Source organism: Mesorhizobium sp. M0106 (assembly GCF_040322715.1).
Lineage (GTDB): Bacteria > Pseudomonadota > Alphaproteobacteria > Rhizobiales > Rhizobiaceae > Mesorhizobium.
Window position 1 is genome coordinate 1 of the sequence record NZ_JAMYUA010000062.1, and the last position, 25,141, is coordinate 25,141.

Below are 25,141 nucleotides of genomic sequence, written 5' to 3' on the forward strand. Positions count from 1 at the left end.
TCGTCAGCGCGATCCTGCGACCGGCCAAGCGGCCGAGTGGGGCTGAGATCCGCCCCCACCTGCGCCGTCTGGTGCGGGCGATCCGGATCAACTGGCCGAACATTCGAATCCTGCTCCGCGGCGATAGCCATTATTGCAGCCCGCAGGTCATCGACTGGTGCCGCGCCAACGACGTCGACTTCATCTTTGGCCTCGCGCCCACCACGACCCTGCGCAAGCATGTCGCGGATCTGGAGGCCAGCACGACGGCGCGCTTCGAAGCGTCGGCCAAGACAGGCAAGGTCCGCAGGTTCAAGGAGTTCGTTGGCCGCTAGTTGGAGCCGCGTCGAGCGCATCATCGCGCGGGTCGAGGTCGGCGCCCAAGGTGCCGATACCCGCTTCGTCGTCACCAACCTTGCCGGTGGGAAGGCCAAGGCGCTCTACGAGGATGTCTACTGCCGGCGCGGCGCGGCCGAGAACCACATCAAGTCGTGGAAGACGCATCTTGCCGCCGACCGCACATCCTGCACCAGAGCGACGGCCAACCAGTTCCGGCTATTCCTGCATGCCGGTGCTTACTGGTTGATGTGGGGCTTGCGGGCCGCGATGCCGAGGCGTTCGAGCTTTGCCGTCGCCCAATTCGACACGCTGCGATTGCGCCTCATCAAAATCGCTGCGCGGGTGGTCGAGATGAAATCGCAAATCCGCCTGCACCTACCGACATCGTGCCCCGACCAGCGCATCCTGCGCATCGTCCTCGATCGCATCCCCCAACTCGCGACATAACGATGGGGGCAGACGCCCCGAAACGAACCCGTCGACCGCAACCTGCAAACCCCCGCCTACCATCACGACGGAGCTATCCCGGCGCCTGACGAGGCGCGTGGAAAAGCACCGCAACGGCCACCACAGCGTCGCTTCAGGCCGTCAAAAGCTTATCGCCGTGCATCAAGGCGGTTAGGTAGGTGTGGCCCGGCTTCGTTGAATCCGCTGCGGGCCAGCTCTCTGATAGAAATCGGCGCCGTCGTCCCAGGCTTTCCATGGGCATCGTTTCCCGCGCGGAATGAAGGTCTCCTTCCCGAAGGCGGCAATTCCTAACTCGGTGCGATGCCCGATTTGCGGTCAGGCTGCATCCGCCTTTTCTTCCAGACCAAGTAATCGCTTCGGCCAGAGCGCCGGCGGTGTAGAATTGTCTTGCGCTATCCCTAGCAAATGCGCTCATGCTGCTATTCCTCCACGGGCACCTGCGCCGGGAGGGCACCTCTAAACGCGACCGATAGACCGAGGGGAGGGCTCAACCCAATGAGCAGGGTGGCGCCCGCAGATGCGACTCCAGCTTCGTCGGCGACATTTGCGCCGCTCGAGAATGCAACTTTCCGATCGATCTGGCTTGCTACGCAGGTGTCCAGCTTTGGCTGGCTAATTCAAACTGTCGCCATCAGTTGGCTGATGGCGACCATTTCGACTTCCGACGTGATGGTCGCCTTGGTGCAGGCTTCGACGACGTTGCCTACATTCATCCTGTCGATCATCGCCGGAGCCCTGGCTGATAATTTCAGCCGCCGCAACCTGATGTTCGCTGGCTGGTCCGTGATAGCGCTGTCCTCGGCGATGCTGACGGTTCTTGCAGGCTTGGGAATTTTCAATCCATGGATGGTTCTTGCATTCAGCTGTTTGGCCGGAGCGGGCGCCGCTTTCACCGATCCCGCTTGGCACGCGTCGGTCGGCGACATCTTACGAAAACGCGAAGTTCCAGCCGCGGTTACGCTCATCTCGGTTGGATATAACGCTGTTCGAAGCGTCGGTCCGGCGCTTGGTGGCATTGTCGTTGCCTCCTTTGGACCTTTGACAGCTTTCGCTGTGGCGACGCTGACCTATCTAGCGCTGCTGTGGACCATAGGGCGCCGCAAATGGGATGTTCGCTCGTCCCCCCTCCCGCGCGAGCCATTGACCACGGCCATTCATGACGGAGCGCGCTTCACGGCGCTATCGGCGGAGATCAAGGCGGCAATCGCGCGTGGCGCGCTTTTTGGCCTGACCAGCATCTCCATACTCGCGCTCCTGCCTGTCGTTGCCCGCGATCAATTAGGCGGAGGACCGATCGTTTATGGCATCCTGATGGCTGGCTTCGGGACCGGCGCCTTGTGCGTCGGCATCTGCAACAATGTTTTGAGACGGTCGCTCTCCCAGGAGCGACTGACAATACTGGCATGCATTGCTTGCGCGGCGTGTTGTTTATCTCTTGCTCTCACGTCTTCAGTGGCAGTGGCGGCTATTGCGCTGGCGCTCGGCGGCGCGGGATGGGTTGTCACCTGGACGGGGCTCGACGTAAGCGTTCAATTGGCAAGCCCAAGGTGGGTCGTTGGTCGCACGCTCTCGATCTATTATGCCCTTTCGTCGGGTGGTATCGCGGCCGGCAGTTGGCTGTGGGGTACGGTGGCTGAGAACTATTCGCTTGCCTCAGCCCTGGAGATTTCAGCTGCTGCGCTACTGATGGTCGCGGCCACCGGGTTCCTGTTGCCGATCCGTCAATGGCAAGACTCCGATCAGGATCCTTTTGGCTTCGAGACACCGCAACTCGCTCTCGACCTGAAGCCGAGAAGCGGCCCGATCGTCATCAAGATCGAGTACTCAATACCGGAGGCAAACGTCGAAGCTTTCCTCGATCAGATGCAGGAACGACGGCGAGTGCAAAGCCGTGTCGGCGCCAGGCACTGGAACCTCCAGCGCGATCTTCAGGATTCCTCGCTTTGGACAGAAACCTTCCGCACGCCGACCTGGATGGACTATCTGCGCCTTAACCATCGCCTCACAGCGGCGGACAAGGAATTGGACCAACGTCTGCTCGAATTGAACATGGGTGGAAACCCACCTCTTACTAAACTTTCGATTGAGCGGCCGACCGGGGCAACCCGCAAGCGGGATCAACCGACGCGATTTTTCTTCCGCCGGTGATCGCAGGCTGTTGTTAATAGAGCTTCAAGGGTGAGGGTAGATGACCGGCTTGGTAAGATTTGAGAGGCCAGTTGTGATTCAGATTGGCCGCTATACAGAACGCACCGTGTTCGATGTTAATGATGCGGCCTCCATCCTGCTGCGGGATCTTGCTGGTCGTCAGACGGAGAAGCACAGGGCAGCTATGGACGCCTGTCTGAAGGTTATACGAGGTGAGCTTCATCCACCCGCCGCCCGCAGGGCTTTCGTCGCGGTCGCGCGCGAAGCAAAGATTCTACGCTGCGATTGACTGGAGTGCTCAAGCGGCACCGCCCGGCAACTGGCGGCTGATACGGAAGGCCTGAGGCATGACGTTGCCGCTCTTCTATCTGACACGAGCAGGGCGCAGCAGTTCCTACCCGTCGACTACATCGGGCAAGGTGTCTTCGACGACGCTCAAATTTCGGTCGAAAGCTTCTTTGTCGGATGCGTGGGCCCGGAGAGAGCGCACATTGTTCAGGATCGCCGCCACCGCCGCTTCTTTATCGGGTGCTATCCTTGTCGTGACCGCTTTAGCCGCCAACGCGGAAAAATCTATGGCTGCATAAACTGGTACGGCTACAGCGTCTGTTGATTTCAGCCGTTCTTTTACGATTGCGCGCCGGCCCTGCGGCAGAGCCATACGACCCGCTTTTGCGGCAAATGTCGCGCCGCGCCGCAGGCGCGTCTGCAAGAGGCCTGAGCGGTACGCCGGTGCTTTCGGCACAATAGTTGGGAGCGCAGTAGATTGAACCGCCGCAGAGGAGTCCAACGCACGGCTTTTCGTGCGCGAAGCGTCGGTATAGGCGGGCAGGGGCATGAACGCGCGTTTGGCGAGCTGGCCGTCGGCGAAATAGAAATTGCGCGTGCCGAGGATTGGCAGTTCGCCACGCGGCAAAATGATGACCTTGTTCTTGTCGAGCGTGCGGATTTCATCCGGCCGCATCAGGGGCCGCCGCACTTCCTTTCGGTGGACCGAGCGCGTGTAATAAGTGTCGAACAACGTTGCCTTGGTGCGCGTCACGTCCTTTTGCACGTCCGACGTTTCGCCGAGTTGCTCGGAAACGTAGCGCAGATCGTCAGCGTCCTGCGCACCGAAAAAGATCTGCACGCGAGCGGCGTTGATGAGTGTCTTGCGCCCCTCCTGGCGATAGATCTCGTCTACAGCCTTCAGCGACTGTACGAAAAACCACATCGAAACACCGTTGCCGCCGAGCACGCTCGCCATTTCGGTCACGTTCTCGAGCTTGCCGAGGTTCTGGAACTCGTCGAGCAGCACAAGTACCGGATGCTCGCCGGGCTGCGGCAGACTTTCCGACATGAAGTTCATCATCTGCGTAATCAGGACGTTGAACAACGGTCCAAGCGACGTAATCTGCTCGCGCCGCACGTCGAGATAAAGAGAGATCCGGTCGCGCTTGAGCTTGCGAATATCGAACGTGCTGCGCGACGTAGCTCGCATTAGGCGCTCGTTGAGAAAGGGGGCCATGCCGGTGCGGACGCCGGCGTAGATTCCGGAAAACTGCCGCTCAGACATCTCAAAATATGGCAGCAAGGTTTGCAGCGTGAAATGCGAGCATTCGCGGCGGCGTTCCTCGCGCAGCGAGCCGATGAATTCCAGGAGCGGCTGCTCGGCGCCGTTCATGATCTCGAGGATTGTGGCAAAGGTCTTCTTCTCGTTCGGGATCGCTGGCGATTCCATGACGAAGGACGCTATGCCGGTAAAAAGGAGGCGGGCGTCATTAACCCAATACGGGTCTGAATTTGAGGGCGGTCGCGGAAACAGCGCCGCAGCGATATTGCGAAGGTCAATGTCGCGCTGCGCCGAATCCAGTGAAATAAAGTCCATGGGATTGTAGCATGCGGTGTTGCCGTCGGGATCAGCTGGCGCGAAACGCACCACGCGGCTCATGGTTGAACGGTAGCCGGCGGTGGCCGCATAGGTCTCGCCACGCAGGTCGAGGACCACGAACGAATGCGGCCAGGTCAGGGCGTTCGGGATGATGAGAGAAGTGCCTTTACCGGAGCGCGGCGGCCCTATGACGAATCCGCCGACATCATCGCCATCAATCCACAATTTCTTGCCGCCGATCAGCCTGCGCTGCATCAAGCGGATCTTGCCGGAGCGCTGATCGCGGCCGGGCGACAGAATTCCGGTAAGCCTGCCGCCGGCTCGACCGATGAAGACGCCGCCAACTTTCGTCAGGCCGGTTTTCGATACGTCGCTCATCGTCATGAAGCGAGAATCATTGCGCTTTCTCGGACGCATGAGAAACAAGCTGACCAGTGGCAAGAGAAACCCTAATGCTCCCGCGGCAACGGCGTATTGTACCCGGCCAAAATTCCTCGCTATCGTATCCGCCCAGGCCAGACGAACGACCGGCAAGGGATTGGCGTTCAACTGGTCGAACAGGACGTGGGAGCCAGTCCTGAACCAATCTGTCGCGGCATAGGCGACCGTGAAGGCCAGGGCGCCCAGGGCCATCGCCATGAGCACCATGAAAATTGCTGTTGCGATTTTCTGCATGGATAGACCCCGCTAGATCGTCTCCGCCTTGGTGAACTTGATCTCGCTGATGCCGCGCCGTCCGCCTTCGGTGCGGACCATCTGGACGACCACCGGAATGACCTCGCGCAGGTAGTCGAGGATTTCGCCTCGTGAGAGGCCCGAGCTGCCCTGCATGACCATCAGCGCCAGCCGCTCGTAGGCGGACCGGGCGGAATTGGCATGAACGGTCGTGAGCGAACCGGGATGGCCGGTGTTGATCGCCTGGAGGAATGCGAAGGTTTCAGCGCCGCGCAATTCCCCCAAAAGCAGACGGTCGGGTCGCATGCGAAGCGAGGCTTCGAGCAGCTGTTGGGCGGAGACTTTGGCAAGCCCCTGGTCGCCCTTCGGGGCTATCAAGATGACGTTGTTGGGAGCCGGCAGCCTCAGTTCGCGGGTGTCTTCGATCGTGATGATCCGCTCATGGGCCGGGATCTCCTTCAAGAGCGCATTCAAGAACGTCGTCTTGCCGGTCGACGTGCCGCCAGAAACGACGATCGAGACACGGTTGCGCACCGCATATTGCAGGAAGTCCATCGGCGAGGTGTCGTGCAACATCTCGACAAGTCGTTTTTCTTCGGTTGACAGCGCCAGGCCGCTGCCCATCGCAGTGTTCTCGAATGCGCCAAGATCCTTGTAGGCAGCAAGGCTCATATCCATGATGACCTGCTTGCGGATCGAGATCGCCCCGCCTTCGGGAGCCGCCGGCGGCAAGATGCATTGGATGCGCTCGCCTGAGGGTAAGGCGGCCGACAGGACCGGTTTTTCTTCGTTGATGACCTGATTTGTCGCCGAGGCGACGCCGGTCGAGATATGCCTAATCCAGCCGGGCGTGACTTCGCGCTTGACGACGTGCTCCATTTCCTTGGCGCCGAGGCGTTCGATGAACAATTCACCCGGCCTGTTGATTGCAATCTCGGAAACGGAATCTTCGTTCAAGTAGGACCATATTGGCTCCAGATGAGCCCGCAGGACCGGGGCTCTCGCCCAAGGGTCGGGGAGGGGATGGACGGCATTCATTTCACCGGGCTCCCATAGCCGGGATAAAAATGATCCTTTGGCGTCGCGTAGAGAGGCGTCGGATCGATCGCCGTCTTCGGCGGCCCTCCGGCCTTCAGGCGTGCAACTTCTTCCTGGACGGGATCGGCGTATAGGTCCGAGAAATCGAGATCTCGCCGCACCAGCACGACGACCGATGTGCCCTGGTCGACGTAGACTGTCGGGCCAATGTTCTGCGTGTCGCGAAACGCCTCTTGCGCGAGTTGCTGCAAGGCGGTCGATGACTTATCAAACGCGATGCTGCGGGCGTCGCGCTGCGAGCCATTGCCACCATAAGTTACGGTCGTGGTCTCACCTGTTACGGGATCGATTGTCGACACCTGGCGCTGTTGGCCATCTTGCCCGCTATCGCCAAGCGAGGACAGATATTCAGAGACTCCGCCAACGACGGAAAGCATGATGGCGTTGCCGTACCGTGCAACCCAGTGCGTATCGACACGGCCGCCCATGCCGCCGCGGCCGAGCGCGTCGGCACCAGGCGATTTGATGTCGACGGAAATGCCATCCGAGCGGATTACCCTGCTCCAGACGATGAAAACACGCTTTTGACCACGCGCAAGCCCCGAGCGGTATTCTCCGGTCAGGCGCGAGCCCTTCGGAATGAGGATCCGCCTGCCGTCGAGAGAGAAGACATCCTCACGCACAACAGCGCGCACCGCGCCGGGAAGGTCAGTGTTGATCGCGGTTTCCAAATAGCCGCGAATGATCGTGCCTTCAGGGATCAACGCATCGGTGCGTCGGAAGACCCTGGCTTTGACGATGCCGGAAGAACTTGCCTCAGACTGCGCCAGGAATGCCTTGTTGGGATCACTGTCGGCGCCGGGGACCGGAATGATCTGACCGTCGGGCGCGATCTCGACCTGCGCCGCCTGGGCGCCGGCATCCGTCGAGCCGGTTTGATCATTCGTCACCATCTGGTTCGAGCGCAGGCGTTCCCACACCGCTTTTTCGCGCTCGGCGGCCTCTGCGTTACGGCGAGCCTCTTCCTCTGCCGCGGCCTTGCGGCGGGCTTCTTCCGCCTCGGCCTTGCGGCGAGCCTCCTCTGCCGCCATTTGCGCCTCCAGCGCGCGCCGCTGCGCGTCAAGGTCGGCACCCTCCTGCACGGTCTGATCGACATTGGCAGCCTGTTGCGCGCCGCTCTGGTCGGCGGCCGGTGGCGGCACCACGATCTGCTCGATGGTGCCGTCGGCAGGTTGAGGCGGGTCGTTCAACGCCGGCGGGCGGAATTCGGGCGGATTGAAGTTTTCCTCGCCATCGCTGCTAACATCACGCGATACCGGCTCCCGGGGCCAGTTAAGCCATATCAGCGCGCCTACCAACACTACGCCGAGGCCGACCAGGGCGATCCTGGTGCCCACGCCCGCACCGCGGCGCGCGAGCGTCGGGCTGCCGTCCAGTTGGTTATAATCGATCTGGGTCATCACCGCCCTCCGCTGGATCCGAACAGGGTGGAACCGCCTGTCAGTTTCGTTGGACCGTAGACTTGCTCGACCGGATCGATGGCGTTGGGTCGCGCCCGGTTGTAGAGGCAGAGCGTCTTGCCATCGGCCCGCAAGGTGAATTGCTGCGCGACCTTGTCGATGACTGTGTATTTGCCCTGCGTGCGAACGTTGACCAGCGACTCATTGCGCTTGTCGTCGACAACGAAGATCGCCGGAATATCGTCCTTGAACTCCAGAAACACCTTGGTGCCGTCGTCGAATACGGTGCGCGGCTTCAAGCTGTCGTCACCCTTGTAGGCATAGTCGTAATTGAGATCGGCATAGTTCAGGTCCTTCAAATCCGGATCGGCGGCGCTCTCTTTGGCCTGTGAGAGCAGGCGCGCGTTGATATCCTCGTCCGGGTATTTGAACCGGACCTGGAACGATGCCCGGTCACGGCTATTGTCGGTTGCCTGCAGCAGCAAGGAATAGACGCGCCGGTTGGTGACCACGTTGACGTTGGTCCACGCATCGCGCTCCAGCGGCTTTACGAACAGAAATCGCGATCCGCGTTTGGGGATGATCGACCAGCCTTTCGTGTCGCCAGCCGACACGGTTTCGATGACTTCTGTCGGGCTGAGCTCGACCATCGTGGAAATGCCAAGGGCGGCGCGCACCGACGTCACGTCGTCGTTGTTGAAGGTGACATATCGGATCCGGCCGTCGCGTGCGGCCGCGCCGTGCATCGTGCCGAGCAGAAGGGTGGCCGACAGGGCGAGGCTCACGCGCCATCTCATTGCAGGCTCCCCGCGGCCGGCGCCGATTCCTGGTCGCGGCGGTAATCCGTAACCTGAAATCCCAACGGGTTGTCGAAACGCCATTCGTTCTTGAGCGGCGTTGAGGTGTAGCGGAATTTTATGACCGCCACCCAATTGTCGGCGGTGGACGAGTTGTCCCGCCGCGTCGTCGTGGCAAAGCGCACCGAGGCTGTATTGCGATTGAGCAGGGAAACTGACTTGATCTCGACCGAGACAGTGACATTGCGGCCAAAAATCTTGTCCAGCGAGTGCGGATTTGCAGGCGTGAAAAGCCATGTCAAATCCTTGGACGCGGCGTCGGTCGAATAGAGCTGTGCCAGGTCGTAATTCTGTTTCAGTTCTCGCGAATCGTAGGTTTCGCGGGCCCTGATGTAACGCACAAGATTGGCCGCCGTGACGGCCTCGTTCTGCGATAAATCTCCAGGCTTCAGCGCGCGCATGATCTCGAGGTAGCCCGTCGATTTGTCGACCTCGACAACGTACGGTTCGAACTGCCGGAGTGGCAGGATCAGCACGAGCGCCAGCAGCGACAGCACCGCAACCAGTCCCGAAATGCCGCTGACGATCCAGGCCAATGTACGCGATCGACGCATTGACCTGTGCGTGTCGTCTTCCCAAGTCGCGCCCGCCCTGTAATAGCGCTTGTCGACGAGTTCGCTGCTGCGGTCAGCAGCTGCTTCTACTGGATTTGACAATTTACCATTGCCTCGTTTGCGCGACACATCCTGATCCAGGCCGCGATCGGTGATCGTTCTTGTGTTCTAGGCCAGAGGCCTGGAGTTATCGCGCGCACCTTGCTGGATGGCGGACCGGGTTGCGGCATCCGCCCTAGCTGCTCGCGAAGATCGAAAACTGTTTGCCGCGAGCTGCCGGGCCCCCCGAGCGGCGCGGCCGGCGGCCCATCGCGCGCCGGAATAGCGCACAGCGTTTCTGCCGAAGTTTCTATACGGGTTGTATGCGCCCACGGTGCTGAGATATCCGCCGCCATTCAGGATCGAAGCAATCGACGGTATCTGCATGAGAACGTAGATCCCGATGATCGTCACCAGCACCAAGGGCAGCACCAGCGACATTTTGCTGTCCATGGTCGCTCCGCCGGACGTGGCGGTGTTCAGCGCCGCGTTGACGAGCGAGAAGTAGAAGCCGAGAAAGCCGTAAATCAGGATTTGCTGGATCATCAGAAAGGTGGTCAGCGAAAGGAAGCCTTCGCTCATGCGCGAGGACCAGCGGTAAAGCCAAAGAATGATCCATATCGGCGCCAAGGCCAGCGTAATGAACAACATCACCTTGGCGGCGATGATCGCCGCAATGGCGAGTGCTGCGAAGATGATGGCAGACAGCAGGACGAGCAGCGACAAGAGCGCGCCAAAAATGTCATAGAAGGATCCGCTGTAGACCTGATTGGCTACGTCCTGCGCCCCTTGGTAGAGGTTGTCGATCAGCGCTGGAATTGCTGCCTGGTCGCTAAGCTGATTGCCGGTGGCCCGCGACACGGCGCCGACGATTACCTTACCGACCTCATCTGGAATGGTTTGAACAAGCTGGTATATCGTCGCGGAAAACGTGCCCCATCCGGTCAGCAGCAGATAGATGATGACGGCGCGGCCCAGGCGATAGGCCGCTTCGATTGGCGAAATCGACTCTCGCCCGCTCAGGATCGAATAGCCCCACCACGCGATATAGAGGGTCAGCATCAGGGTGGAGACGTTGCCCATCGCATTGCCCAACTGCATATAGACGGTGCGAACGAAGTCCTCGCCGATGTTGTCAATGCCACCAAGGATGCTTGCGGCGAGACCGTTCATGGATCCTCGTCAATGATGCTGGCGAACGGCGTTGAATTGACCGGCTTCAGCGCGCCGCATTCGTCGGCGTGGGTATACGACAAAGCCCCGCACGGCGCTTTCAGTTCGCGATTTGCGCATCCAAAAAGCCCTGCGCCGAGCCCAATCACAACGCATATGCGCAGGACTCGCCGCGACAAGCGCTCAGCCTCCGCTCTTGCCGAATTCCGCGAACGGATTGACGGTGCGCGGTGTCATCATCTTCTGCACCTGGCTCTGGCGAAGAAGATCTCCCTTCAGCTTCTCATTAAGGGCAGCGACCGCGCCGTTCTGGACGCCGATCAGTTCGTTGACGGCGCGCGCGTTTTCCAGCTGCATTCGTGTGTTCTGGTCCACCGAACCCTTGACGTCCTGCGACTGCCCGATCTGCCCGCTCGCTGACTGCAGAGACTGTTGGCGCTGGGTAACGCCCTGCGAAGCCTGCGAGGTCAATGCGCTTAGCAGCGAGGCCACATTGACGCTGCCGCCATAGGCGGTGTTGACGGCGCTGGTCTCCTTGCCGGCAATCTGCTGGAGCTGCTTCACCAGTTGTAGGCCATTGATGACCGCGCCGGCGATTTTCTGGATTTCGGGCGACAGGCCACCAAACGAAAGCGCACCGCCGTTCAGGATCGATCCGAACGACGGCGCCTGGGCAATCGACATGTTGCCGCCGAGGCCCATTTGTCCGATGCCAAGCGAACCGTCACGACTGCCGCTGAGAGCCTGCAGGATCTCCTCGCTCTTTTTCAGAATATCCTTGTTGGAGTCCATGATGGAGTTGGTGTTCTCCGCATTCTTGCGGGCGACATCGAGATTGGCGCCATCAATGACGGCAATCTGTGCGTGGGCCGTGCTTGCCCAAAGCGCCAGACTGGCGGCAATCGCGAATTTCTTCATGTCAGCCTCCTATTGCTGTAGCGAATCGATCACGCTGGCAGCGCCAGCAGGGTCAGTGGTGATGATCATCGAGCGGCTGTCGGCTGAGCTTGTTCCCGCGTTCTCAACCGCGCATGGTGGCCATCGGCCGCGATCGATCTTCAACCGTTCCAGTTCCGCGGGATCACAAGAGAACGGGTTTGGAGAGCCGCTCTTCGGCCGTTGCACCAGCTTGGACGACTGCGATGCCTGAACGTTCTGCAACGAGAGAAGTTGGGCCAGCAACGCCGTGAAATCCCCCGCCTGGGCGAGGTACTGGTTGGTGACATCGGCGTTGATCCCACGAGCCGACGAGTTCAGCTCCCAGGCGTCCTTGTATTCGGTCACCTGGCCAACGTTGCCCGCTAGCGCGTCGATTGCCGCATTGTTGGCGCCCATCTGCGATGAGCTTGCATCAAGGCCGCCAGCCGCCTTCCTGACCGTGCCTATGGCCGCGTCCTGGGCAAAGCCGCCTGCGCCGTCGGCCGTTACGATCGAGAAGGGTGGTGGCGCGGCGGCCGGAGCGTTGCCGCTCGACACATAGTCGTTGAAGTAGCTGTTCCAGCGGCCGACACCGCCGGCCCATTGGTTTTGCTCGCCTGCGTTCGATCCGTTGTAGAAGGAAGCGAGACAGCTGTAATTCGTCGCTCCGCATTGCTTCACGCCCATTCCGAGATATTTGACACCGCCTTCGACATTCTGCTCGTTCACGTCGCGGTCAAGTCCCATGGACTTGCCGGTGCCCTTGGTCAGCTGCATGACGCCTTTGACGCCGGTGTGGCTCCCGGCGCATGTGTCGAAGCGCGATTCCTGATAGGCAACGGAAAGCGCCAGGCCTTCGGGAACGCCGTATTTTTGCGCATAGTAGCGGATTAGCTTTACGTTGCCCGCGTCGCGCTGCAATGCGTCGGCCGGCGACCGGCGAAACATCTGTGAGCGGTATTTGTTCGAATAAGTGCAGACGACGCTTTTCTTCTTGTCGGTTTCGTCGTTCTTGGCTTCATCCGACTTCTTGCTGTGCTGCTCGTCCTCCTGCCGTTTGTCGAGGGTTTGCCCGTCGATCACCGCGATCTGAGCGATAGCCACGCTCATGCTTTCCGCCGTCGCGAGAGCCACGGCCAGACAAGCGCTGCTAAGCCGCTTCGTCATGCTCGTTCTCCCATCCGCAGAAGTATGGCAGCCACATTTCCGGCTCGTCGCCGAAGGTCTCCCGCAGCCGTGCGCATTCCTTGCTGTTGGCTTCGTTCGAGGACAAGACCTTGATAAGATCGGGCATCGCCGACAAATCGAGCTTGGCGACGATCGAGTCGCTGTCGTGCTTGACGAGGAAGGTGCGTGTTTCCTTCGCGGTTCGGCGCACGAACTCGAATTCCTTCGCTGTCAGCGAGAAGCGCTCCATGTAGGACTCCTTGCTCGCCTTCGGGTTGGGGAAGAAAATGTTGGTCTTCGTTTGCTCGATCAGCGACGACGAGATGGAGGAACTGACGACGTCTTCCGCCGTCTGCGTGCCAAAGCCGACCACGCCGTTGCGGCGACGAATGGTCTTCAGCGTCTCGTTGATGAAAGCGGCGAAAACCTCGTCGTCCAGCAGCTTCCAGCCTTCATCGAGGAAGAGCATGATCGGCGAGCCATCGATGACTTCCTCAAGGCGGTGGAAGATGTAGAGCAACGCCGCCGAGCGCAGCTTTCTGTCGCCCAGGATCCTGGTCATGTCGAAGCCGACGACGGGTTTCGAGAAATCGATGAGATCGACGGGATTGTTGAAAAGCCAGCCTTTGTCCTTCGGGTCGAGCCAGGGCTGTATCCGCGCCGCCAGATCGTTCATGCCAGGCATGAGGGAGCCGCGCAGCACTTCCGGCAGCAGGTCGAAGGTCCGCTGTTCACGCGGGACCTTGTAGATCATGTCGACGGCTGCATTGATGACGCGCATCTCCGCCACGTCCAGCGCGCCGCCTTCCGGCGTTAGAATGTAGATGAGCAGATCTTCCAGGAAAGAACGGTTTTCTGCGGTGTCCTCGAGCTGCAATGGCGCGAACCCGGTGGGCTGAGAAGGCTCCATCACCTCGTAGCGGCCGCCGAGCGCCCGAACAAAAATCTCAGCGCCGCGCACATAGTCGAAATAAACACATCGCGGCCTCGGCATGATGCGCATGGCCTGCGCCATCAGGAAGGACAGCACCACGGTCTTGCCCGAACCAGTCGGGCCGAACACCGTGAAGTGCCCGACATCGTGAACGTGGAAATTGAAGTAATAGGCCGTCTGGCTGGTCGTTTCGAGCAAAGCGATAGGGCGTTTCCAATGCAGCCGCTCACGTTGGCCGGACGGGAAATTGTGTCCTGAGAAAAGGCCGGCGAAGTTAAGCGACGAGATCAACGCACGTCGCGCGATGTAGCTGAAATTTCCCGGCAGCTGCGCCCAAAAGGCGAGTTCCGTGTTCAGTGTCTCGCGGACCGGCACGATCGACATGCGCGAAAGTTCGGCCGTAATGTCGGATAGCGCACGGTTGAGCCCAGTCATGTCCGATGCCAAGGCCATGACGCTCATGTGATGTTGTCCGAAGACGACTTCGCCACCGGCCAGCTTGTCGGCGCCGTCGTGGACGGACTCCTCGACCGTCGTGCCCGCCTCGTCCGATCCCTCAACCTGGTTCGCGATGGTGTTGATCCTGCGCATCGCCGTGACACGGTCTTCGATCGCAAAACTCTGCGTCAGGACAAACTCATGCGGCAGGCGCAAGAGACCGTCCAATGAGCCCGGCGCGGTGAACGGTGGGTATTCCTTGATCGACACCATGGCGCCGAGCTTGCCAGCGTCCGGTCCGCGAAGTTCCAGCGCGGACTTGCCGAAAAACAGCTGCCGCGTCGCCAGCACATCGCCAAGGCTCATGCGCGGCAAAGGCATTTCCACATCGACGCCGCCGGCGAGGATCTTCGCCAAAAATTCCGCCGGCTCGGAAAAGATGCTGTCGCGGCGCTTCACGACACCGAGAAGACGCGCACCATAAGCGGTAAAATCCTTGACGACGCCGTCGAGAACGTCATGCAGTTCGGCCATCGCCTCTTCGCGGGTTTCTTCGCCTGCGGTAGTGATGCGGAACGCGTTAAGTGCCTTGTCCACCCAGCCGACACGGCCGACCATCGGCCGGCGTATGACCGCCAGATACGCCTCGTTGACGAAAAGGTTTTTCGCCCCAAGCTCATCCATGTAGCGGGCGTCGAGCTCGGCCGCGAAAGGATTGTCAAAATCGCCTTCGATCTCCGGCGTCACGTGGCGGCGGATGATGGTAGTGTAGACCGCAAAGCGAGACGTCGAGAGATTGCGAAACGTGGTGTTGCGGTTGAACAGGCGGCTGTTCAACTCGGCCTGGTCCATCGTCTGGAAGGGCAGGCCACTGAGCTGGATGACGCCGACCAGAAAGCCGCTCTTCGTCACGATCAGGTTGTCATCGACATGGCGAAGGTAGGGGACGTGCATCGCCGCGGGCTTTTCACGCCGGCGCTCACGGCCAAATTTAAGATCAGCATCGAGGCTCATGGGGAATAGCTCCTCGCGCCCCAAAAAGTTAGGTTCGCCACCGCTCCGCGTTTGGAGATGCGCCGTTCGTAAATATGAAACATGTAGGGGTCGCGCTGGCACAAATATGCGCTGACCAGATGCACCACGCCGAACACGCCAAGGCCGAGCATGAAGCTGCTCGTGGCGATAAAGCCGACCACCGCCAGGATGCCGTTCAGCGCGAAAACCTCATAGCGCACGCCCCATTTCATCGGGGGGCGTGTCAGTGGCAAGCTGACCGGCTCGACATAGACCTCCTCGTCGTCCATGTCTCAGCTGCCCCCGGCGGTCGCGCGAACCGCATCCACAAGCTGGGCGGCGCCGAAGATCAGAGCGATGCCAATGATGATGGAAAAAGCCATCATCCACGCCAGGCGGCCCGTCATGGCGAGGAAGCCGAGAAAACAGACCGCGATGATGGCGAATGAGCGCGCTATGTTGCCCTGCAGAACTCCGACGAACCATTCCAGCACATTTTCCACTGGTGCCGCCGACTGGGCGTGTGCAGTGGCTGGCGCGAGAGCTATTCCGACCGCTGAGGCCAAGGCCAGTTTCAGGGCAAATTTGCCCGCTTTTCTGTATTCCACCCTTGGCTCCTTTCAGTTGCCGAAATCCATGACATGACCGTCCTGCCAAGCGTCCTCGCTTGCTGGCGGAGCGGCCGCGAGCGTTTCGGATTTGGCCAGGGCAGACTTCTTCACGACACCGCCGAACTTCCAGCGGTTCAGTATTTTCACGATGTATTCTGCAGTTTCCGGATTCACCGGAATGCCCTGCGCCTTGTAGACGCTGTTGGGCCCGGCGTTGTAAGCCGCCAGCATCAGCAGCGGATCCTGGAACTCGTCATAAAGTGACTTCAGATAACGGAGGCCAGCCCGGACATTTGCCTCTATGTCGCAACGGTCGCTCACGCCGAGATCGGCCGCCGTGCCTGGCATCAGCTGCATGATCCCTAGGGCTCCGGCCTTCGACGGACCCTGACTGGCGCCGAGATCGCTTTCGGCCCATGCAATTGCCTCGGCCAGATCGGCGTCGAACCCTTCCTCTTGCGCGATTGAACGCACAAGTTGGGAGACCTCAGCACGATTTCCGGTCGTACACGCCCCCGGCCTTTGCGCCCCGACCGCGGCAACGGCTTGCGCCGGTGTTGCAAAGGCAACGCGGTCTGATGCCAGGTCCTGGCCGTGCGCATTGAACGGCATCGTGGCGCCACACAGGGTGAGCAGGAGAGCGAATCGAGCGTTCATAGTGTCGCCAAAATTTAACACTTTACTATGGCTACACGCAGCCCTAGTAAAGTGTCAACACTGTATGTAATCGCAAGGACGGATTTCGATGAGACAGACGGCCCTTTGCATGGTTTTGCTGCTTCAGGGCACCGCGGCTTATGCTGCCGGCGCCGACGCCCCGAGTGCCTTTGCCCAGCCGTCGGAGCACTACCTGCTCCAGTTTGCCAAGCCGGGCGAGAAGGTGTTCGTCTATGAACGCTATGATGCAAAAGGCGCGCTCTTTCAGCGCGATGCGGCCGCCCTTATCTCGCCGGTTAAGGTGCCGTCGGCGACCGAGCGCGTCATCAACGGCGTGACGTATCGACTGCGCGGCCTCGCGGCCTGCCCAAAACCGAAGATTACCTACAAGACGCAGCAATGGGACTGCACGGAGGCCGCGCGGGACTATGAAGGGGCAATCTACAACGATCGTGCATCTGTCGTGCTTTGCAAAACACTTGTGCTGCAAAGCAGGAAGGGTGAACCCGATGCGGTGTCATGTTTCTCGCTCGTGGGTGCGGGCAATGCAAACGACCCGTACAACGTCGCCTACGACGATGACGAAATGGTTTTTTTCGACATGGCGGCAATCGGACGTAACAAGGACGGCAAGTCGCTGCGCCCCGATCTCGAGCATTCCGCCGACCTCGGTGGACAGTTCCAGGAATGAAGCAGGCGAGCTTCGCAGTGCTGGCCGCATTTGGTTTGTGCGCTTCGGCCCAGGCCCAGGAGGCATCCGAGTCTGCCGTGCCAACGCCCTTCGCGGTATCGAAATCGGCTCAACTGCTGACCGGAGATACCTGGCGTGACGGAGATCACCTTTTCCGCCTCTATGGCGTCCAGTCATGTCTTCGAGGCACGTCAGCTGAAGAGCCAAATGGTAACAAAATCGATTGCGGGAACACCTCGCTGGCGCACCTGGCTGCCCTGTTCGATAGCGCCGCGGTTACATGCCAGCCAATCGGCTATGCCCTCGACAAGGCGGTTTTTGTCGTGTGCGGTGCGCAGCTCAATGGCGAAACAATCGACGTTGGCACAGCGCTCATAGCGACCGGATACGCGTTTGCCGCAACGACAGCAAAGGGCAAAGCCGTCAATGAGAACTACCTCGTCGCGGAAATCAACGCTAAGATGAAACGTGCAGGTTTGTGGGGCACGACGTTTGAGCATCCTGTGCAACTGCTGCTGAGCCAAGTATCGAAGAGACAACAATGAAGCATGACGATGAAGCGCACAGATATTATTATCCCGTCGAAGGACGCGGTGACGGTGCTATTGGTGGAGCCGCTGCATTCATCGCGATCATATTGGTGCCGGCAGGACTCTATGCGGCCTGGAATACCGTGGTCTCATGGATTTCGACGATCTTTTCTTAGGGCTGCAGTTTCGTGAAGGAACCGAGCAACGCGCGCAAATCGTCGACATCAATCTCGCACCAGCCATGGGCCGTCAGCCGTTGGAAGTAGGCAGCCTTCATTTTCATTTCCGCGATAGTGGCTACTGGAGCAGTGGCAGCACGCCTTCGCACAGCGGCCTCCTCCGCCATGGCCGCGTCCAGTCTCTCACCCAGCACGATCGCGTCCGGCCCTTCGGCCCCCATCCATCGCTTGCCGATAAGTTCAAGCGTGGCGACGCTTTGACGATGTTCCGCAATCAGTTTCGCGACGCCTTCAGCCGCTGCCATCTTTCCATCGCTGCAGACCTGTTGAAGAGGCATCGTCATCGCCCTGGCGTTCTTCGGTTACATACTGGTACCTCTCGAAATGAGGAAAAAGGGGCGACACCATCCCTTTTTTGAAGCGACGAATTCTGCGAGATAGGGGCGGGGGGCGCCTGCGTAAAGGAACTGGCTTCCGATGTTTCGTGCCCTGGTGGTCGAAGACCAGACACTAATGCGTCTGGCACTGATGAACGAAGTGCAAGCGAGCTTCGAAAAATGCGTCGTCCTGGGTGCTGAGACGCTGACGATCGCCACTGCCGAGCTTCAAAACAATTATTTTGATCTGGTCGTCATCGATCCTGGCTTGCCTGGCTTTGATCCCACCTCACAGGGGGATCGCGTCGCAGTCGTTGACAAGATCATCGAGGCTTCACCCAGTGCAATTCATATTGTCATCACCGGTTCCGATAACCGTTGCGAGGCAGATGGCTTTCGGCAAATTGGCGCTGCCGCTTATCTCGGCAAGACCGGTCTTGCGCCCGGCGTGTTCAGCGACGTGCTGGACGATATTTCCACCAAGGGGTTCTCCTTGCGCCTTTCGCGGGTTGTCATGACCAAACCCGATTACCGATTTTCAGCCCTTACACCGCGCGAGCAGGAGGCCATCGACATGATGGCGCACCGTGCACCCGGCGTGAAACGCACGGAGATCTTTTCTCTCATGGCCGATCGCCTTGCCATTGAGCCCGGCTCGGCCGAGAAATACTACAAGCAGGCTCGCGCCAAGCTCATGCGGCAAGGCCATCGGCTCCCGCGGGGGCTGTGAGCCAATGGCGCCCATGATCGTCCATGGAATCAAGGTTCCTGTCGCACCACAGGATGTTTCGCCGGTTATCTGGCGAGCGCTTCAAAGCCAGAGCTATGAGGCTAAGGAGGCGAAGTGGATCTTCAGGGCGGTCAAGGCGCGCGATCGCGTACTGGAGCTAGGGTCGGGTATCGGCATCATCACCGCACTGATCGCGAAAATCCCCGGCGTTCAGGTATGGGCTTTTGAAGCAAATCCCGCAACGGCGGAGCTAGCGAAACGCGTGATAGCGGCGAACGATCTCGACAATGTCACATATTCCCAGGGTATCCTCACAGCCGGCCCGCCGCGGTCCTTCACCTTCTACGTTCGCCGCGACCTTTGGATGTCTTCCACGGACAAAGACCAAGGACCCTACGAGCGCGAACTTTCGATCGTCTCGGCCGACGTCGATCGTTTCATCACCGATCATCGAATAAACGCCCTCGTCATGGACATTGAAGGTGCTGAGAAAGAACTTCTGCAGGATGCCGAGCTGCCCGGGGTCGAGCGCATCTTTCTTGAGCTGCACGACCATCTCTATGGCCTTGACGGCATCCGAGACATCACGCTTGCACTGGCAGAAAAGGGATTTGCCTACGATCCGCGGGGCTCCCGAGGACCTTGCGTGCTCTTCGCCAAGAACGATGGACCCCGCGAATACGAGGATGTGGAAGATGTTGCGTAATGCTCTCGCCGTTATATTTGCCGTGGCCCTTCCGCTCGCCAGCGCCGCCGAGGAAATTCCGCTCGATCCCAACGAAGTGTCGGTTCAAGACGCCAGCGGCAAGACTGTCGCCGTTTTTTCAGTAAAGCAGCTGCGGGCAGACTTTCCACAACAGACCTATGACACGCGTACGCCTTGGACGAGCGACAACGAGAAAATCGAATATCGTGGGCCGCTGCTTGCAAATGTGCTTGCCAAGGCCGGAGTCACCGCCGTGCAGGAGGTCAAAGTTGTCGCCTATGACAACTTCGTTTCCGACATTCATATGGACGAAATCCGGTCTTATAATCCGATCCTGGCGATCGAACGTCGTTGCAACGAGAGTGACAAGGCCGGCTCGCATTGCCCGCCGGGCCAGGATTTCCGCCCGATCAGCATGGTAGAGAAAGGCCCCATCTTCATTGTTTGGCCCTTCGACCAATTGCCTGTTTCATATGTTCCCGCAAGAAACTCGATCTGGGTGTTTTTCCCAGTTATCCTGCGCGCCACGCAATGAAGTTCTTAAACGGCCGTTTGCTCACTGTTCTGCCGTATCTCGGTATGGCTGCAGCGCTTGGGCTGAGTGCGTGGACATTCATGCAATCGAACCGCTACCGTCAGGAGACGGATGCCATCCTCAATCAGACTTTCGAGATTCAGTGGCGCGCGGCACAGATTCGCGAGCGCCTTATACGAGTCTATGGCTATCTTCGCATTGCCGACGAGACGGGCAAGCTTGATGCGGACATCGATCGACAAATGGCGTTGGTGAACGTCAACGTCGCGCAGTTGGAAAACCTGCCCTATCTGAACCGCTTTTTTCCCGACCACGATGCCGAACTCCTGGGCCGAATTGGCCTAACCCTCGAACAGAAAATTGCCCCTCTTGTGTCAGCGCGTACAAACTACACCCAAGCCATTGCCGACATGGCCAAGCTGGAACAGTCAATTTACGAGATTTCCAGCTCTACCGTTGATCACAGTGCCACCTTGCAGCAGACCGCCAGCATCGACATTGCGGCCTCGCGCAACTGGTTCACCTTTGCCATCGCACTTGGCCTGGGTGCCACCTTTTATCTCGTTATCCATCAGCGCTATGCTTTGGCCAATCGCCGTGACCAGCATATGCGCTCGTTCGCTTCGCTCTTTGCGCATATGACCCGATCGCGGGTTACAGCCTTGAGGCTGTTCCTTGAGCACGCACAACCAGACAAGCAACCGAGCGGCGAAATGCTTGAGGCTGCGCGCAGTGCTGCTACTGAACTGGAATCGATCACCAACAGTGTCCTTCAGATCGCCTATGCGCCACAGGATTCCAGCACCGTGGCGCTCGGCCCACTCCTCGAGGATCTCGCGCACGATCGCAGCAGTTTGGTGCAAGTTTTGGTCGATCCTAAAGCACGTCTGCAACCTGTTCCGGCGACGCCGTTACGGTTGGTCGTTAATGAGCTGATAGAAAACGCTCTTGCCGCTCTATCCGGCACCAGAGACGCCCCAATTCTCATCTCCGCGACAGTCAAGCGACGTCCCTTCCTCCTGCGCAATTACCTCGTACTAGATGTGGCGGACAACGGCGCAGGCATGTCGCCTGCAATCGTTGTGAAGGCAACTACACCTTTCTTTTCAACGCGAGCTGGAAATCATACTGGCCTTGGACTGACCGCATGTTCCCAGATGGTCTCGACGCTGAAAGGAAGGCTCATCATCAACAGCGCTCCCGGTGCCGGCACAACCGTAGAGATCAGGATTCCGGTGCATTCGACTGCCGCCACGTCATGGCAGTCGTTCCTCAGGCGCGGGCGAAAAAAGGTACACACGTGGCGCGCCTAATTGTCAGCTCTGCTCCATTTTCACCTGAATTGCACCGGTATGCGCTATTACGGCGAAAACCTGCCAGGCATTCTGTCTAGCGCAGCTTAGACGGATGATGACGCTGGAAGTTCACGGCACTCTGAAATGAGAACCTACGCCTCCGGGTGCGTCAGAAACAGGTGGATCAGCTGACGGCGGGACCTTATCGGAAAAGAGGAAGGTCGCTGGATCAAGTTTCAACGCCTTGGCGATCGCGGCAATCGTGTCGACGCTGATATTGCCGCTTGCGCGTTCCAATTTCATGAATGTCGCCTCCGCCACGCCGATGAGCTCGGCCATCTCATAGCGGAGCAAAGTGCGTCGTTTTCGCTCAATGTCGATGATGTGCGCCAGACGCTTGCGGATCGCATTTTCGTCCAACTGATGCGCCCATTGGGTAAGTTTTTTTCCGCCCGCGAGCAGGTCTGCAACTGACACATGCAAGCCGCTTGCCATGATTTGCAACGTGGTCAGGGTGACATTGTTTTTCTGTCGCACGGTCTGGATGTAGGTTCGATACGCCAGTTTTTCGCCCTCGGCGGTCCGAAACAGCTCGGCCATGTGCATGTGGGATAGGCCACGTCTGGCTCTCTCCCGCTCGAGCGCCAGAGCAATGTTGGCGCGCAACGGGTTATTGACCAGGCCCGCGTCGTCTCGTTTCATAAATCGATGTAGTCGCACAACCTGCCTTCTCGATCTGTCCTTTTTCGCGCGGATGATCCATAGTAAAGTATCAGAAACCGCAGCGAGGAAAAGGCTATGATCGTACTGAAATATCTCTTGGTGGGTGCCGCCGCCGTCGCGGGCGCCGCGGCTCTTCCATCCCAATCACAGGCATCGGAATGGGGCTGTCAGGTCCTCCTCTGCCTGTCCGGTGACTGGCAGGGCACTCCTTCTTGCCACCCGCCAACCTACAAGTTGATTGCGGCGATGAAAGCGCCGGGTTTTAACTGGCCGACCTGTCCACAAGCCAACTCCAGCGCCGCGAGATTCGAGAAGTATGAGGATTGTCCAGCTGGCTGGCAAGCAGCTGGCAGCTACGACTCCGATTGGCCAGGAATGATGCAAGAACGGAACATCTGTCGTATCAGCTCCGACAGGCTCACGCTGCCCGTCACTTTCACGAATAGTCGTCTCGGCCAAGACCATGACAACGGATCTCGACAGGCCCAGATCGAAATCAACGGTAGGTTGGTGACGGCAAAAATCCAGATCACGGGCAACGATAGAGGGCATTCCCTTGGTAATGGCCCCACCTACTACACCATCTCTCGGCCGGTGCGCGGAAAGCCCTGGTTCATCGAGTATGACGACGCGAACGGCATGCGCCAGAAAAGCTGGTTCAATCTCAACATGCCATAAGCCAGGCGATCACGCAGGATGAGTCGCCATGAGGATCACAAGGCGTGTCTGTCCGGTTCATTCACCCCGACGCCAGCGATAGCTTCGAGACAGCAATACGGTACTGGATCAGGGAAGGGTAATAAGTGTTGAAGGCGCTGCTCCTGTCGACTGCGATAATGGGCCCATGGGCAGGCTTGGCGGTGGCTAGCCAGAGCGAGAAGCCGCGATCGAGCGCGGACAATCCGATGTGGCCCGCTTCACTGAAATGGGACTGCAAGACCGCCGCCAAAATCGTGTGTGAGCGTGACGGCAGTTGCACAGTGGCCGAGGACCATACTAGGTTTGTGCTGAACTATGGCAGCAACGAAGCTGAGTTCCCGGCCAGCAATGTCAGGATCAAACGGCACTATCAACAGACCGTGCAGGCAAGCCCTTTGCAGCAGGAAGTTAAAGTCGAACTGGCTGACAATCGCGTTCTTTGGCTGACGGCCGTGGATGCCAGCCGCACTTATTCGGAAGCCTGGGTCGGCGCAATGAGCGAGTTGAAGGGCGGCGCGGTACTCATGGAATCCGAGGGCGTCTATTGTATGCCGCACAAGTGAGTGAGCCGAGAGGGAAGGCGAGCGAAAACCGATATGTTCTGACCTCGGGCGCCAGCCACCGGCGTTTCAGAAAAGTCCGGCATAACCGTCTTCCCGGTCTAGTTTCATCAGACGATCAGCCGTCGACTCCTGCGCAGCGGCGTCCTGACCCATCACGGCCAGCGCAGCGAACAGCCCAACAGATTTCCTCATCCAAGTCCCCTCACGCCAAGGACCAAGAACGTTTTGCCTTGCCTGACGAGAGCTGGGTGAGGATGGTCAGGAGGTCTTGCATGACTAACCTGTCAACAATGAAACGAACGTTCCATGGCACGGTGCTCGAGCGCATCGTGGTGGTGGGGCTGGGCGGCCTGCCCCTGACCGCAACGATCGACAATCTGCCGGAAGCGTATCCGGGCGGACAAGTCGCGCGAGGCGGGCGCCTGGGCCTGCTCGGCAATCGCGACATCATGGATACGCCGTTCAACCTAGGCAGCTACACGGCGCAAACGATCGAGGATCAGGGCGCACGCAGGGTGGACGACGTGATGATCAATGATCCTTGGTACGGAGCACCCATTCAACCGGCGGGATATTGGATTCCTTCTACATTCGCGGCTTTCCGATCAATGAAGGAAATTTTGGCGAGGTCGCGTTCGATGGTGTGTTCGGGGTCGCGCCGACCTATCGCTTGTTCACCGATTATATCGAGCGATCGAGGTTCTCAAAGGACCGGTGGCGCTCCTTTATGGCATCGCGCCGAACAGCAGTCTCGGGGGGTACGACCAATATCATCCCCAGCGCGCGGGCCGAGGTCGATCTGACACGGTCGAGCCCCCAGGGCGGCGGGCATCTCGATGTGAGCGGGTGTTTCGGCGCCGAGCGGCAGTTCGGGGCCCGATTCAACGGCAGCTATCACGGCGGCGACGCCGATCAACGACCAAAAGCGCGACGTGCCGGTGGTGACAATCTGCGGCGCGGGCCGCACCGGGCAACGGAGCGCCGATCGCCACGATCAAGCCTGGCCGGTCTGCCCTCGCGGTTTGCCGCCAATCGGATGTTATAGCTAATGCTAATGACGCGTCAGCACGCCGATTTTCTCACCGGTCCGGGAAAATCGGAAGATAATTCCTTATCTCTATAGATTTCGTCGAATATCGTCCGATCCCGACTTGGTAAGCGGCCATCCCCTTGGTGGAACAGGAGATCGACGAAGTGGCAAGAATTTCGGTTCTCGGCATATCGGGCGGCGTAAGCACACCATCGCGCACTACCGCGGTGGTCAACGCGCTGGTCAAGGCAGTCGCCTTGCGCGTCCCGGCAGACACCGGCCTGATCGAAATCACCGAGGCGGCGCCTTCGATTTTCGCCGGGCTGTCTCGTGGCGCGCTCGGCGCGTCTGGCGAAGCGATCATCCAGCGTGTCGAGAAGGCCGACCTGCTCGTGGTCGGAACGCCTGTCTATCGGGCTTCCTACTCCGGGGCCCTCAACTATCGTGCGCTGGCTGGCAAGACCGTGCTTCTCGCGGCAACAGGCGGAAGTCCATACCATGGCCTGGTTCTCGAACATCAGCTCCGGCCATTGTTCGGTTTTTTCGGGGCCGTCACCGTCCCGACCGGCGTCTACGGCGCGCCCGACGATTTCGTCGATGCCAAGATCGTCGGCGCAGCGATTATCGAGCGCATCTCACGGGCCGCTACCGAAGCGGTCTCCTTGCTTAATTCCAGTGATGCAAACACTGCCGTCGCCACGCGCGTCGGTTGAAGCCAATCAAAAGGGGAAACGAACGAAATGA

General features: G+C 59.4%; 28 protein-coding genes and 1 pseudogene. 14 read left to right on the forward strand and 15 right to left on the reverse strand.

Translation table 11 applies throughout. The annotated features are described in order from the left end of the window. Window positions 1–59 precede the first annotated feature (59 nt). From NKJ55_RS32315 to NKJ55_RS32325, 3 genes and pseudogenes are all read left to right on the forward strand, one after another. Window positions 60–765, forward strand: a pseudogene (locus NKJ55_RS32315) (IS1380 family transposase). Between the two features lie 516 nt (window positions 766–1,281). After that, window positions 1,282–2,934, forward strand: a complete 1,653-nt coding sequence (locus tag NKJ55_RS32320) for an MFS transporter (protein WP_031195547.1) — start codon at window positions 1,282–1,284, stop codon at window positions 2,932–2,934. A 40-nt stretch (window positions 2,935–2,974) separates the two neighbouring features. Next, on the forward strand, window positions 2,975–3,223 hold the full coding sequence (locus NKJ55_RS32325; RefSeq protein ID WP_352453430.1) for a DUF982 domain-containing protein: 249 nt from the start codon (window positions 2,975–2,977) through the stop codon (window positions 3,221–3,223). 105 nt (window positions 3,224–3,328) lie between these two features. Here NKJ55_RS32325 and NKJ55_RS32330 read toward each other — a convergent pair whose 3' ends face one another. From NKJ55_RS32330 to NKJ55_RS32385, 12 genes are all read right to left on the reverse strand, one after another. Further along, window positions 3,329–5,479, reverse strand: a complete 2,151-nt coding sequence (locus NKJ55_RS32330) for a type IV secretory system conjugative DNA transfer family protein (RefSeq protein ID WP_352453431.1) — start codon at window positions 5,477–5,479, stop codon at window positions 3,329–3,331. A gap of 12 nt (window positions 5,480–5,491) precedes the next feature. Next, complete coding sequence (gene virB11 / locus NKJ55_RS32335; protein WP_502904539.1) at window positions 5,492–6,517, reverse strand: P-type DNA transfer ATPase VirB11; 1,026 nt, start codon at window positions 6,515–6,517, stop codon at window positions 5,492–5,494. Then, window positions 6,514–7,977 carry a type IV secretion system protein VirB10 gene (virB10, locus tag NKJ55_RS32340; RefSeq protein ID WP_352453433.1) on the reverse strand — a complete coding sequence of 488 codons (1,464 nt, stop codon included), beginning with the start codon at window positions 7,975–7,977 and terminating at the stop codon, window positions 6,514–6,516. Before virB10 ends, virB11 begins: the two co-directional genes overlap by 4 nt. Then, complete coding sequence (locus NKJ55_RS32345) at window positions 7,977–8,774, reverse strand: TrbG/VirB9 family P-type conjugative transfer protein (protein ID WP_352453434.1); 798 nt, start codon at window positions 8,772–8,774, stop codon at window positions 7,977–7,979. Before NKJ55_RS32345 ends, virB10 begins: the two co-directional genes overlap by 1 nt. Next, a complete protein-coding gene (locus NKJ55_RS32350) occupies window positions 8,771–9,490 on the reverse strand; it encodes a VirB8 family type IV secretion system protein (protein WP_352453435.1) in 720 nt (239 codons plus the stop codon). The genes NKJ55_RS32345 and NKJ55_RS32350 overlap by 4 nt, the downstream gene beginning before the upstream one ends. 66 nt (window positions 9,491–9,556) lie before the next feature. Next, window positions 9,557–10,600 carry a TrbL/VirB6 family protein gene (locus NKJ55_RS32355; RefSeq protein ID WP_352453436.1) on the reverse strand — a complete coding sequence of 348 codons (1,044 nt, stop codon included), beginning with the start codon at window positions 10,598–10,600 and terminating at the stop codon, window positions 9,557–9,559. Window positions 10,601–10,783: 183 nt separating this feature from the next. After that, window positions 10,784–11,518, reverse strand: a complete 735-nt coding sequence (locus NKJ55_RS32360; protein WP_352453437.1) for a type IV secretion system protein — start codon at window positions 11,516–11,518, stop codon at window positions 10,784–10,786. 9 nt (window positions 11,519–11,527) lie between these two features. Next, entirely contained in the window at window positions 11,528–12,685 is a 1,158-nt protein-coding gene (locus NKJ55_RS32365; protein ID WP_352453438.1) for a transglycosylase SLT domain-containing protein, read from the reverse strand. Then, window positions 12,669–15,071, reverse strand: a complete 2,403-nt coding sequence (locus tag NKJ55_RS32370) for a VirB4 family type IV secretion/conjugal transfer ATPase (protein WP_352453439.1) — start codon at window positions 15,069–15,071, stop codon at window positions 12,669–12,671. Before NKJ55_RS32370 ends, NKJ55_RS32365 begins: the two co-directional genes overlap by 17 nt. Continuing rightward, a complete protein-coding gene (locus NKJ55_RS32375) occupies window positions 15,068–15,361 on the reverse strand; it encodes a VirB3 family type IV secretion system protein (RefSeq protein WP_352453440.1) in 294 nt (97 codons plus the stop codon). The genes NKJ55_RS32370 and NKJ55_RS32375 overlap by 4 nt, the downstream gene beginning before the upstream one ends. A 3-nt stretch (window positions 15,362–15,364) precedes the next feature. Further along, on the reverse strand, window positions 15,365–15,679 hold the full coding sequence (locus tag NKJ55_RS32380; RefSeq protein WP_352453441.1) for a TrbC/VirB2 family type IV secretion system protein: 315 nt from the start codon (window positions 15,677–15,679) through the stop codon (window positions 15,365–15,367). A gap of 12 nt (window positions 15,680–15,691) precedes the next feature. Then, entirely contained in the window at window positions 15,692–16,339 is a 648-nt protein-coding gene (locus NKJ55_RS32385; RefSeq protein ID WP_352453442.1) for a lytic transglycosylase domain-containing protein, read from the reverse strand. 88 nt (window positions 16,340–16,427) lie between these two features. Here NKJ55_RS32385 and NKJ55_RS32390 point away from each other — a divergent pair, with 88 nt between their 5' ends. The 3 genes from NKJ55_RS32390 to NKJ55_RS32400 are packed head-to-tail and all read left to right on the forward strand — an operon-like array spanning window position 16,428 to window position 17,736. Beyond that, a complete protein-coding gene (locus NKJ55_RS32390) occupies window positions 16,428–17,030 on the forward strand; it encodes a hypothetical protein (protein WP_352453443.1) in 603 nt (200 codons plus the stop codon). Then, a complete protein-coding gene (locus NKJ55_RS32395) occupies window positions 17,027–17,575 on the forward strand; it encodes a thermonuclease family protein (RefSeq protein WP_352453444.1) in 549 nt (182 codons plus the stop codon). Before NKJ55_RS32390 ends, NKJ55_RS32395 begins: the two co-directional genes overlap by 4 nt. Then, on the forward strand, window positions 17,572–17,736 hold the full coding sequence (locus NKJ55_RS32400; RefSeq protein ID WP_352453445.1) for a hypothetical protein: 165 nt from the start codon (window positions 17,572–17,574) through the stop codon (window positions 17,734–17,736). The genes NKJ55_RS32395 and NKJ55_RS32400 overlap by 4 nt, the downstream gene beginning before the upstream one ends. On the opposite strand, the gene NKJ55_RS32405 is transcribed toward NKJ55_RS32400, so the two are convergent. Next, window positions 17,733–18,083 (reverse strand): hypothetical protein, encoded by a 351-nt coding sequence (locus NKJ55_RS32405; protein WP_352453446.1) that lies wholly within the window; start codon window positions 18,081–18,083, stop codon window positions 17,733–17,735. The two genes, NKJ55_RS32400 and NKJ55_RS32405, sit on opposite strands and share 4 nt — an antisense overlap. A gap of 133 nt (window positions 18,084–18,216) precedes the next feature. Between NKJ55_RS32405 and NKJ55_RS32410 the strand changes: the two genes are divergently transcribed. Genes NKJ55_RS32410 through NKJ55_RS32425 form a run of 4 tightly spaced genes read left to right on the forward strand, consistent with a single transcriptional unit; the run spans window position 18,217 to window position 21,400 of the window. Further along, window positions 18,217–18,846, forward strand: coding sequence for a response regulator (locus NKJ55_RS32410; RefSeq protein ID WP_352453447.1), 630 nt, complete (start codon window positions 18,217–18,219; stop codon window positions 18,844–18,846). Between the two features lie 4 nt (window positions 18,847–18,850). Further along, on the forward strand, window positions 18,851–19,552 hold the full coding sequence (locus tag NKJ55_RS32415; RefSeq protein WP_352453448.1) for an FkbM family methyltransferase: 702 nt from the start codon (window positions 18,851–18,853) through the stop codon (window positions 19,550–19,552). Beyond that, on the forward strand, window positions 19,542–20,087 hold the full coding sequence (locus tag NKJ55_RS32420; RefSeq protein ID WP_352453449.1) for a putative pterin-binding protein: 546 nt from the start codon (window positions 19,542–19,544) through the stop codon (window positions 20,085–20,087). Before NKJ55_RS32415 ends, NKJ55_RS32420 begins: the two co-directional genes overlap by 11 nt. After that, the gene (locus tag NKJ55_RS32425; RefSeq protein WP_352453450.1) at window positions 20,084–21,400 is read left to right on the forward strand and encodes a sensor histidine kinase; all 1,317 of its coding nucleotides are present in this window, start codon (window positions 20,084–20,086) and stop codon (window positions 21,398–21,400) included. The genes NKJ55_RS32420 and NKJ55_RS32425 overlap by 4 nt, the downstream gene beginning before the upstream one ends. Window positions 21,401–21,511: 111 nt before the next feature. Here the strand turns inward: NKJ55_RS32425 and NKJ55_RS32430 are convergent, their stop codons facing one another. Then, window positions 21,512–22,084, reverse strand: a complete 573-nt coding sequence (locus NKJ55_RS32430; RefSeq protein ID WP_352453451.1) for a helix-turn-helix domain-containing protein — start codon at window positions 22,082–22,084, stop codon at window positions 21,512–21,514. Window positions 22,085–22,180: 96 nt separating this feature from the next. On the opposite strand from NKJ55_RS32430, the gene NKJ55_RS32435 reads away from it, so the two are divergent. Together NKJ55_RS32435 and NKJ55_RS32440 are read left to right on the forward strand one after the other, a co-directional pair. Continuing rightward, on the forward strand, window positions 22,181–22,783 hold the full coding sequence (locus NKJ55_RS32435) for a hypothetical protein (RefSeq protein WP_352453452.1): 603 nt from the start codon (window positions 22,181–22,183) through the stop codon (window positions 22,781–22,783). 125 nt (window positions 22,784–22,908) lie between these two features. Further along, complete coding sequence (locus NKJ55_RS32440; RefSeq protein WP_031195338.1) at window positions 22,909–23,367, forward strand: hypothetical protein; 459 nt, start codon at window positions 22,909–22,911, stop codon at window positions 23,365–23,367. Window positions 23,368–23,433: 66 nt separating this feature from the next. Here NKJ55_RS32440 and NKJ55_RS32445 read toward each other — a convergent pair whose 3' ends face one another. After that, window positions 23,434–23,559 carry a hypothetical protein gene (locus NKJ55_RS32445; protein WP_023722890.1) on the reverse strand — a complete coding sequence of 42 codons (126 nt, stop codon included), beginning with the start codon at window positions 23,557–23,559 and terminating at the stop codon, window positions 23,434–23,436. Window positions 23,560–23,941: 382 nt separating this feature from the next. Between NKJ55_RS32445 and NKJ55_RS35715 the strand changes: the two genes are divergently transcribed. Together NKJ55_RS35715 and NKJ55_RS32455 are read left to right on the forward strand one after the other, a co-directional pair. Continuing rightward, the gene (locus NKJ55_RS35715; protein ID WP_502898892.1) at window positions 23,942–24,412 is read left to right on the forward strand and encodes a hypothetical protein; all 471 of its coding nucleotides are present in this window, start codon (window positions 23,942–23,944) and stop codon (window positions 24,410–24,412) included. A gap of 149 nt (window positions 24,413–24,561) precedes the next feature. After that, on the forward strand, window positions 24,562–25,110 hold the full coding sequence (locus NKJ55_RS32455) for an NAD(P)H-dependent oxidoreductase (RefSeq protein ID WP_352453453.1): 549 nt from the start codon (window positions 24,562–24,564) through the stop codon (window positions 25,108–25,110). Window positions 25,111–25,141: the final 31 nt, after the last annotated feature.

What these genes read in the sequence shown, in the direction of transcription:
- NKJ55_RS32320 (WP_031195547.1), top strand. Translation starts at nt 1,282, where the DNA reads ATGAGCAGGGTGGCGCCCGCAGATGCGACTCCAGCTTCGTCGGCGACA.
- NKJ55_RS32390 (WP_352453443.1), top strand. Translation starts at nt 16,428, where the DNA reads ATGAGACAGACGGCCCTTTGCATGGTTTTGCTGCTTCAGGGCACCGCG.
- NKJ55_RS32360 (WP_352453437.1), bottom strand. Translation starts at nt 11,518, where the DNA reads ATGAAGAAATTCGCGATTGCCGCCAGTCTGGCGCTTTGGGCAAGCACG.
- NKJ55_RS32425 (WP_352453450.1), top strand. Translation starts at nt 20,084, where the DNA reads ATGAAGTTCTTAAACGGCCGTTTGCTCACTGTTCTGCCGTATCTCGGT.
- NKJ55_RS32400 (WP_352453445.1), top strand. Translation starts at nt 17,572, where the DNA reads ATGAAGCATGACGATGAAGCGCACAGATATTATTATCCCGTCGAAGGA.
- NKJ55_RS32355 (WP_352453436.1), bottom strand. Translation starts at nt 10,600, where the DNA reads ATGAACGGTCTCGCCGCAAGCATCCTTGGTGGCATTGACAACATCGGC.
- NKJ55_RS32445 (WP_023722890.1), bottom strand. Translation starts at nt 23,559, where the DNA reads ATGAGGAAATCTGTTGGGCTGTTCGCTGCGCTGGCCGTGATGGGTCAG.
- NKJ55_RS32375 (WP_352453440.1), bottom strand. Translation starts at nt 15,361, where the DNA reads ATGGACGACGAGGAGGTCTATGTCGAGCCGGTCAGCTTGCCACTGACA.
- NKJ55_RS32370 (WP_352453439.1), bottom strand. Translation starts at nt 15,071, where the DNA reads ATGAGCCTCGATGCTGATCTTAAATTTGGCCGTGAGCGCCGGCGTGAA.
- NKJ55_RS32325 (WP_352453430.1), top strand. Translation starts at nt 2,975, where the DNA reads ATGACCGGCTTGGTAAGATTTGAGAGGCCAGTTGTGATTCAGATTGGC.
- NKJ55_RS32435 (WP_352453452.1), top strand. Translation starts at nt 22,181, where the DNA reads ATGATCGTACTGAAATATCTCTTGGTGGGTGCCGCCGCCGTCGCGGGC.
- NKJ55_RS32385 (WP_352453442.1), bottom strand. Translation starts at nt 16,339, where the DNA reads ATGAACGCTCGATTCGCTCTCCTGCTCACCCTGTGTGGCGCCACGATG.
- NKJ55_RS32395 (WP_352453444.1), top strand. Translation starts at nt 17,027, where the DNA reads ATGAAGCAGGCGAGCTTCGCAGTGCTGGCCGCATTTGGTTTGTGCGCT.
- virB11 (WP_502904539.1), bottom strand. Translation starts at nt 6,517, where the DNA reads ATGAATGCCGTCCATCCCCTCCCCGACCCTTGGGCGAGAGCCCCGGTC.
- NKJ55_RS32405 (WP_352453446.1), bottom strand. Translation starts at nt 18,083, where the DNA reads ATGACGATGCCTCTTCAACAGGTCTGCAGCGATGGAAAGATGGCAGCG.
- NKJ55_RS32410 (WP_352453447.1), top strand. Translation starts at nt 18,217, where the DNA reads ATGTTTCGTGCCCTGGTGGTCGAAGACCAGACACTAATGCGTCTGGCA.
- NKJ55_RS32430 (WP_352453451.1), bottom strand. Translation starts at nt 22,084, where the DNA reads ATGAAACGAGACGACGCGGGCCTGGTCAATAACCCGTTGCGCGCCAAC.
- virB10 (WP_352453433.1), bottom strand. Translation starts at nt 7,977, where the DNA reads ATGACCCAGATCGATTATAACCAACTGGACGGCAGCCCGACGCTCGCG.
- NKJ55_RS32365 (WP_352453438.1), bottom strand. Translation starts at nt 12,685, where the DNA reads ATGACGAAGCGGCTTAGCAGCGCTTGTCTGGCCGTGGCTCTCGCGACG.
- NKJ55_RS32330 (WP_352453431.1), bottom strand. Translation starts at nt 5,479, where the DNA reads ATGCAGAAAATCGCAACAGCAATTTTCATGGTGCTCATGGCGATGGCC.
- NKJ55_RS32420 (WP_352453449.1), top strand. Translation starts at nt 19,542, where the DNA reads ATGTTGCGTAATGCTCTCGCCGTTATATTTGCCGTGGCCCTTCCGCTC.
- NKJ55_RS32415 (WP_352453448.1), top strand. Translation starts at nt 18,851, where the DNA reads ATGGCGCCCATGATCGTCCATGGAATCAAGGTTCCTGTCGCACCACAG.
- NKJ55_RS32345 (WP_352453434.1), bottom strand. Translation starts at nt 8,774, where the DNA reads ATGAGATGGCGCGTGAGCCTCGCCCTGTCGGCCACCCTTCTGCTCGGC.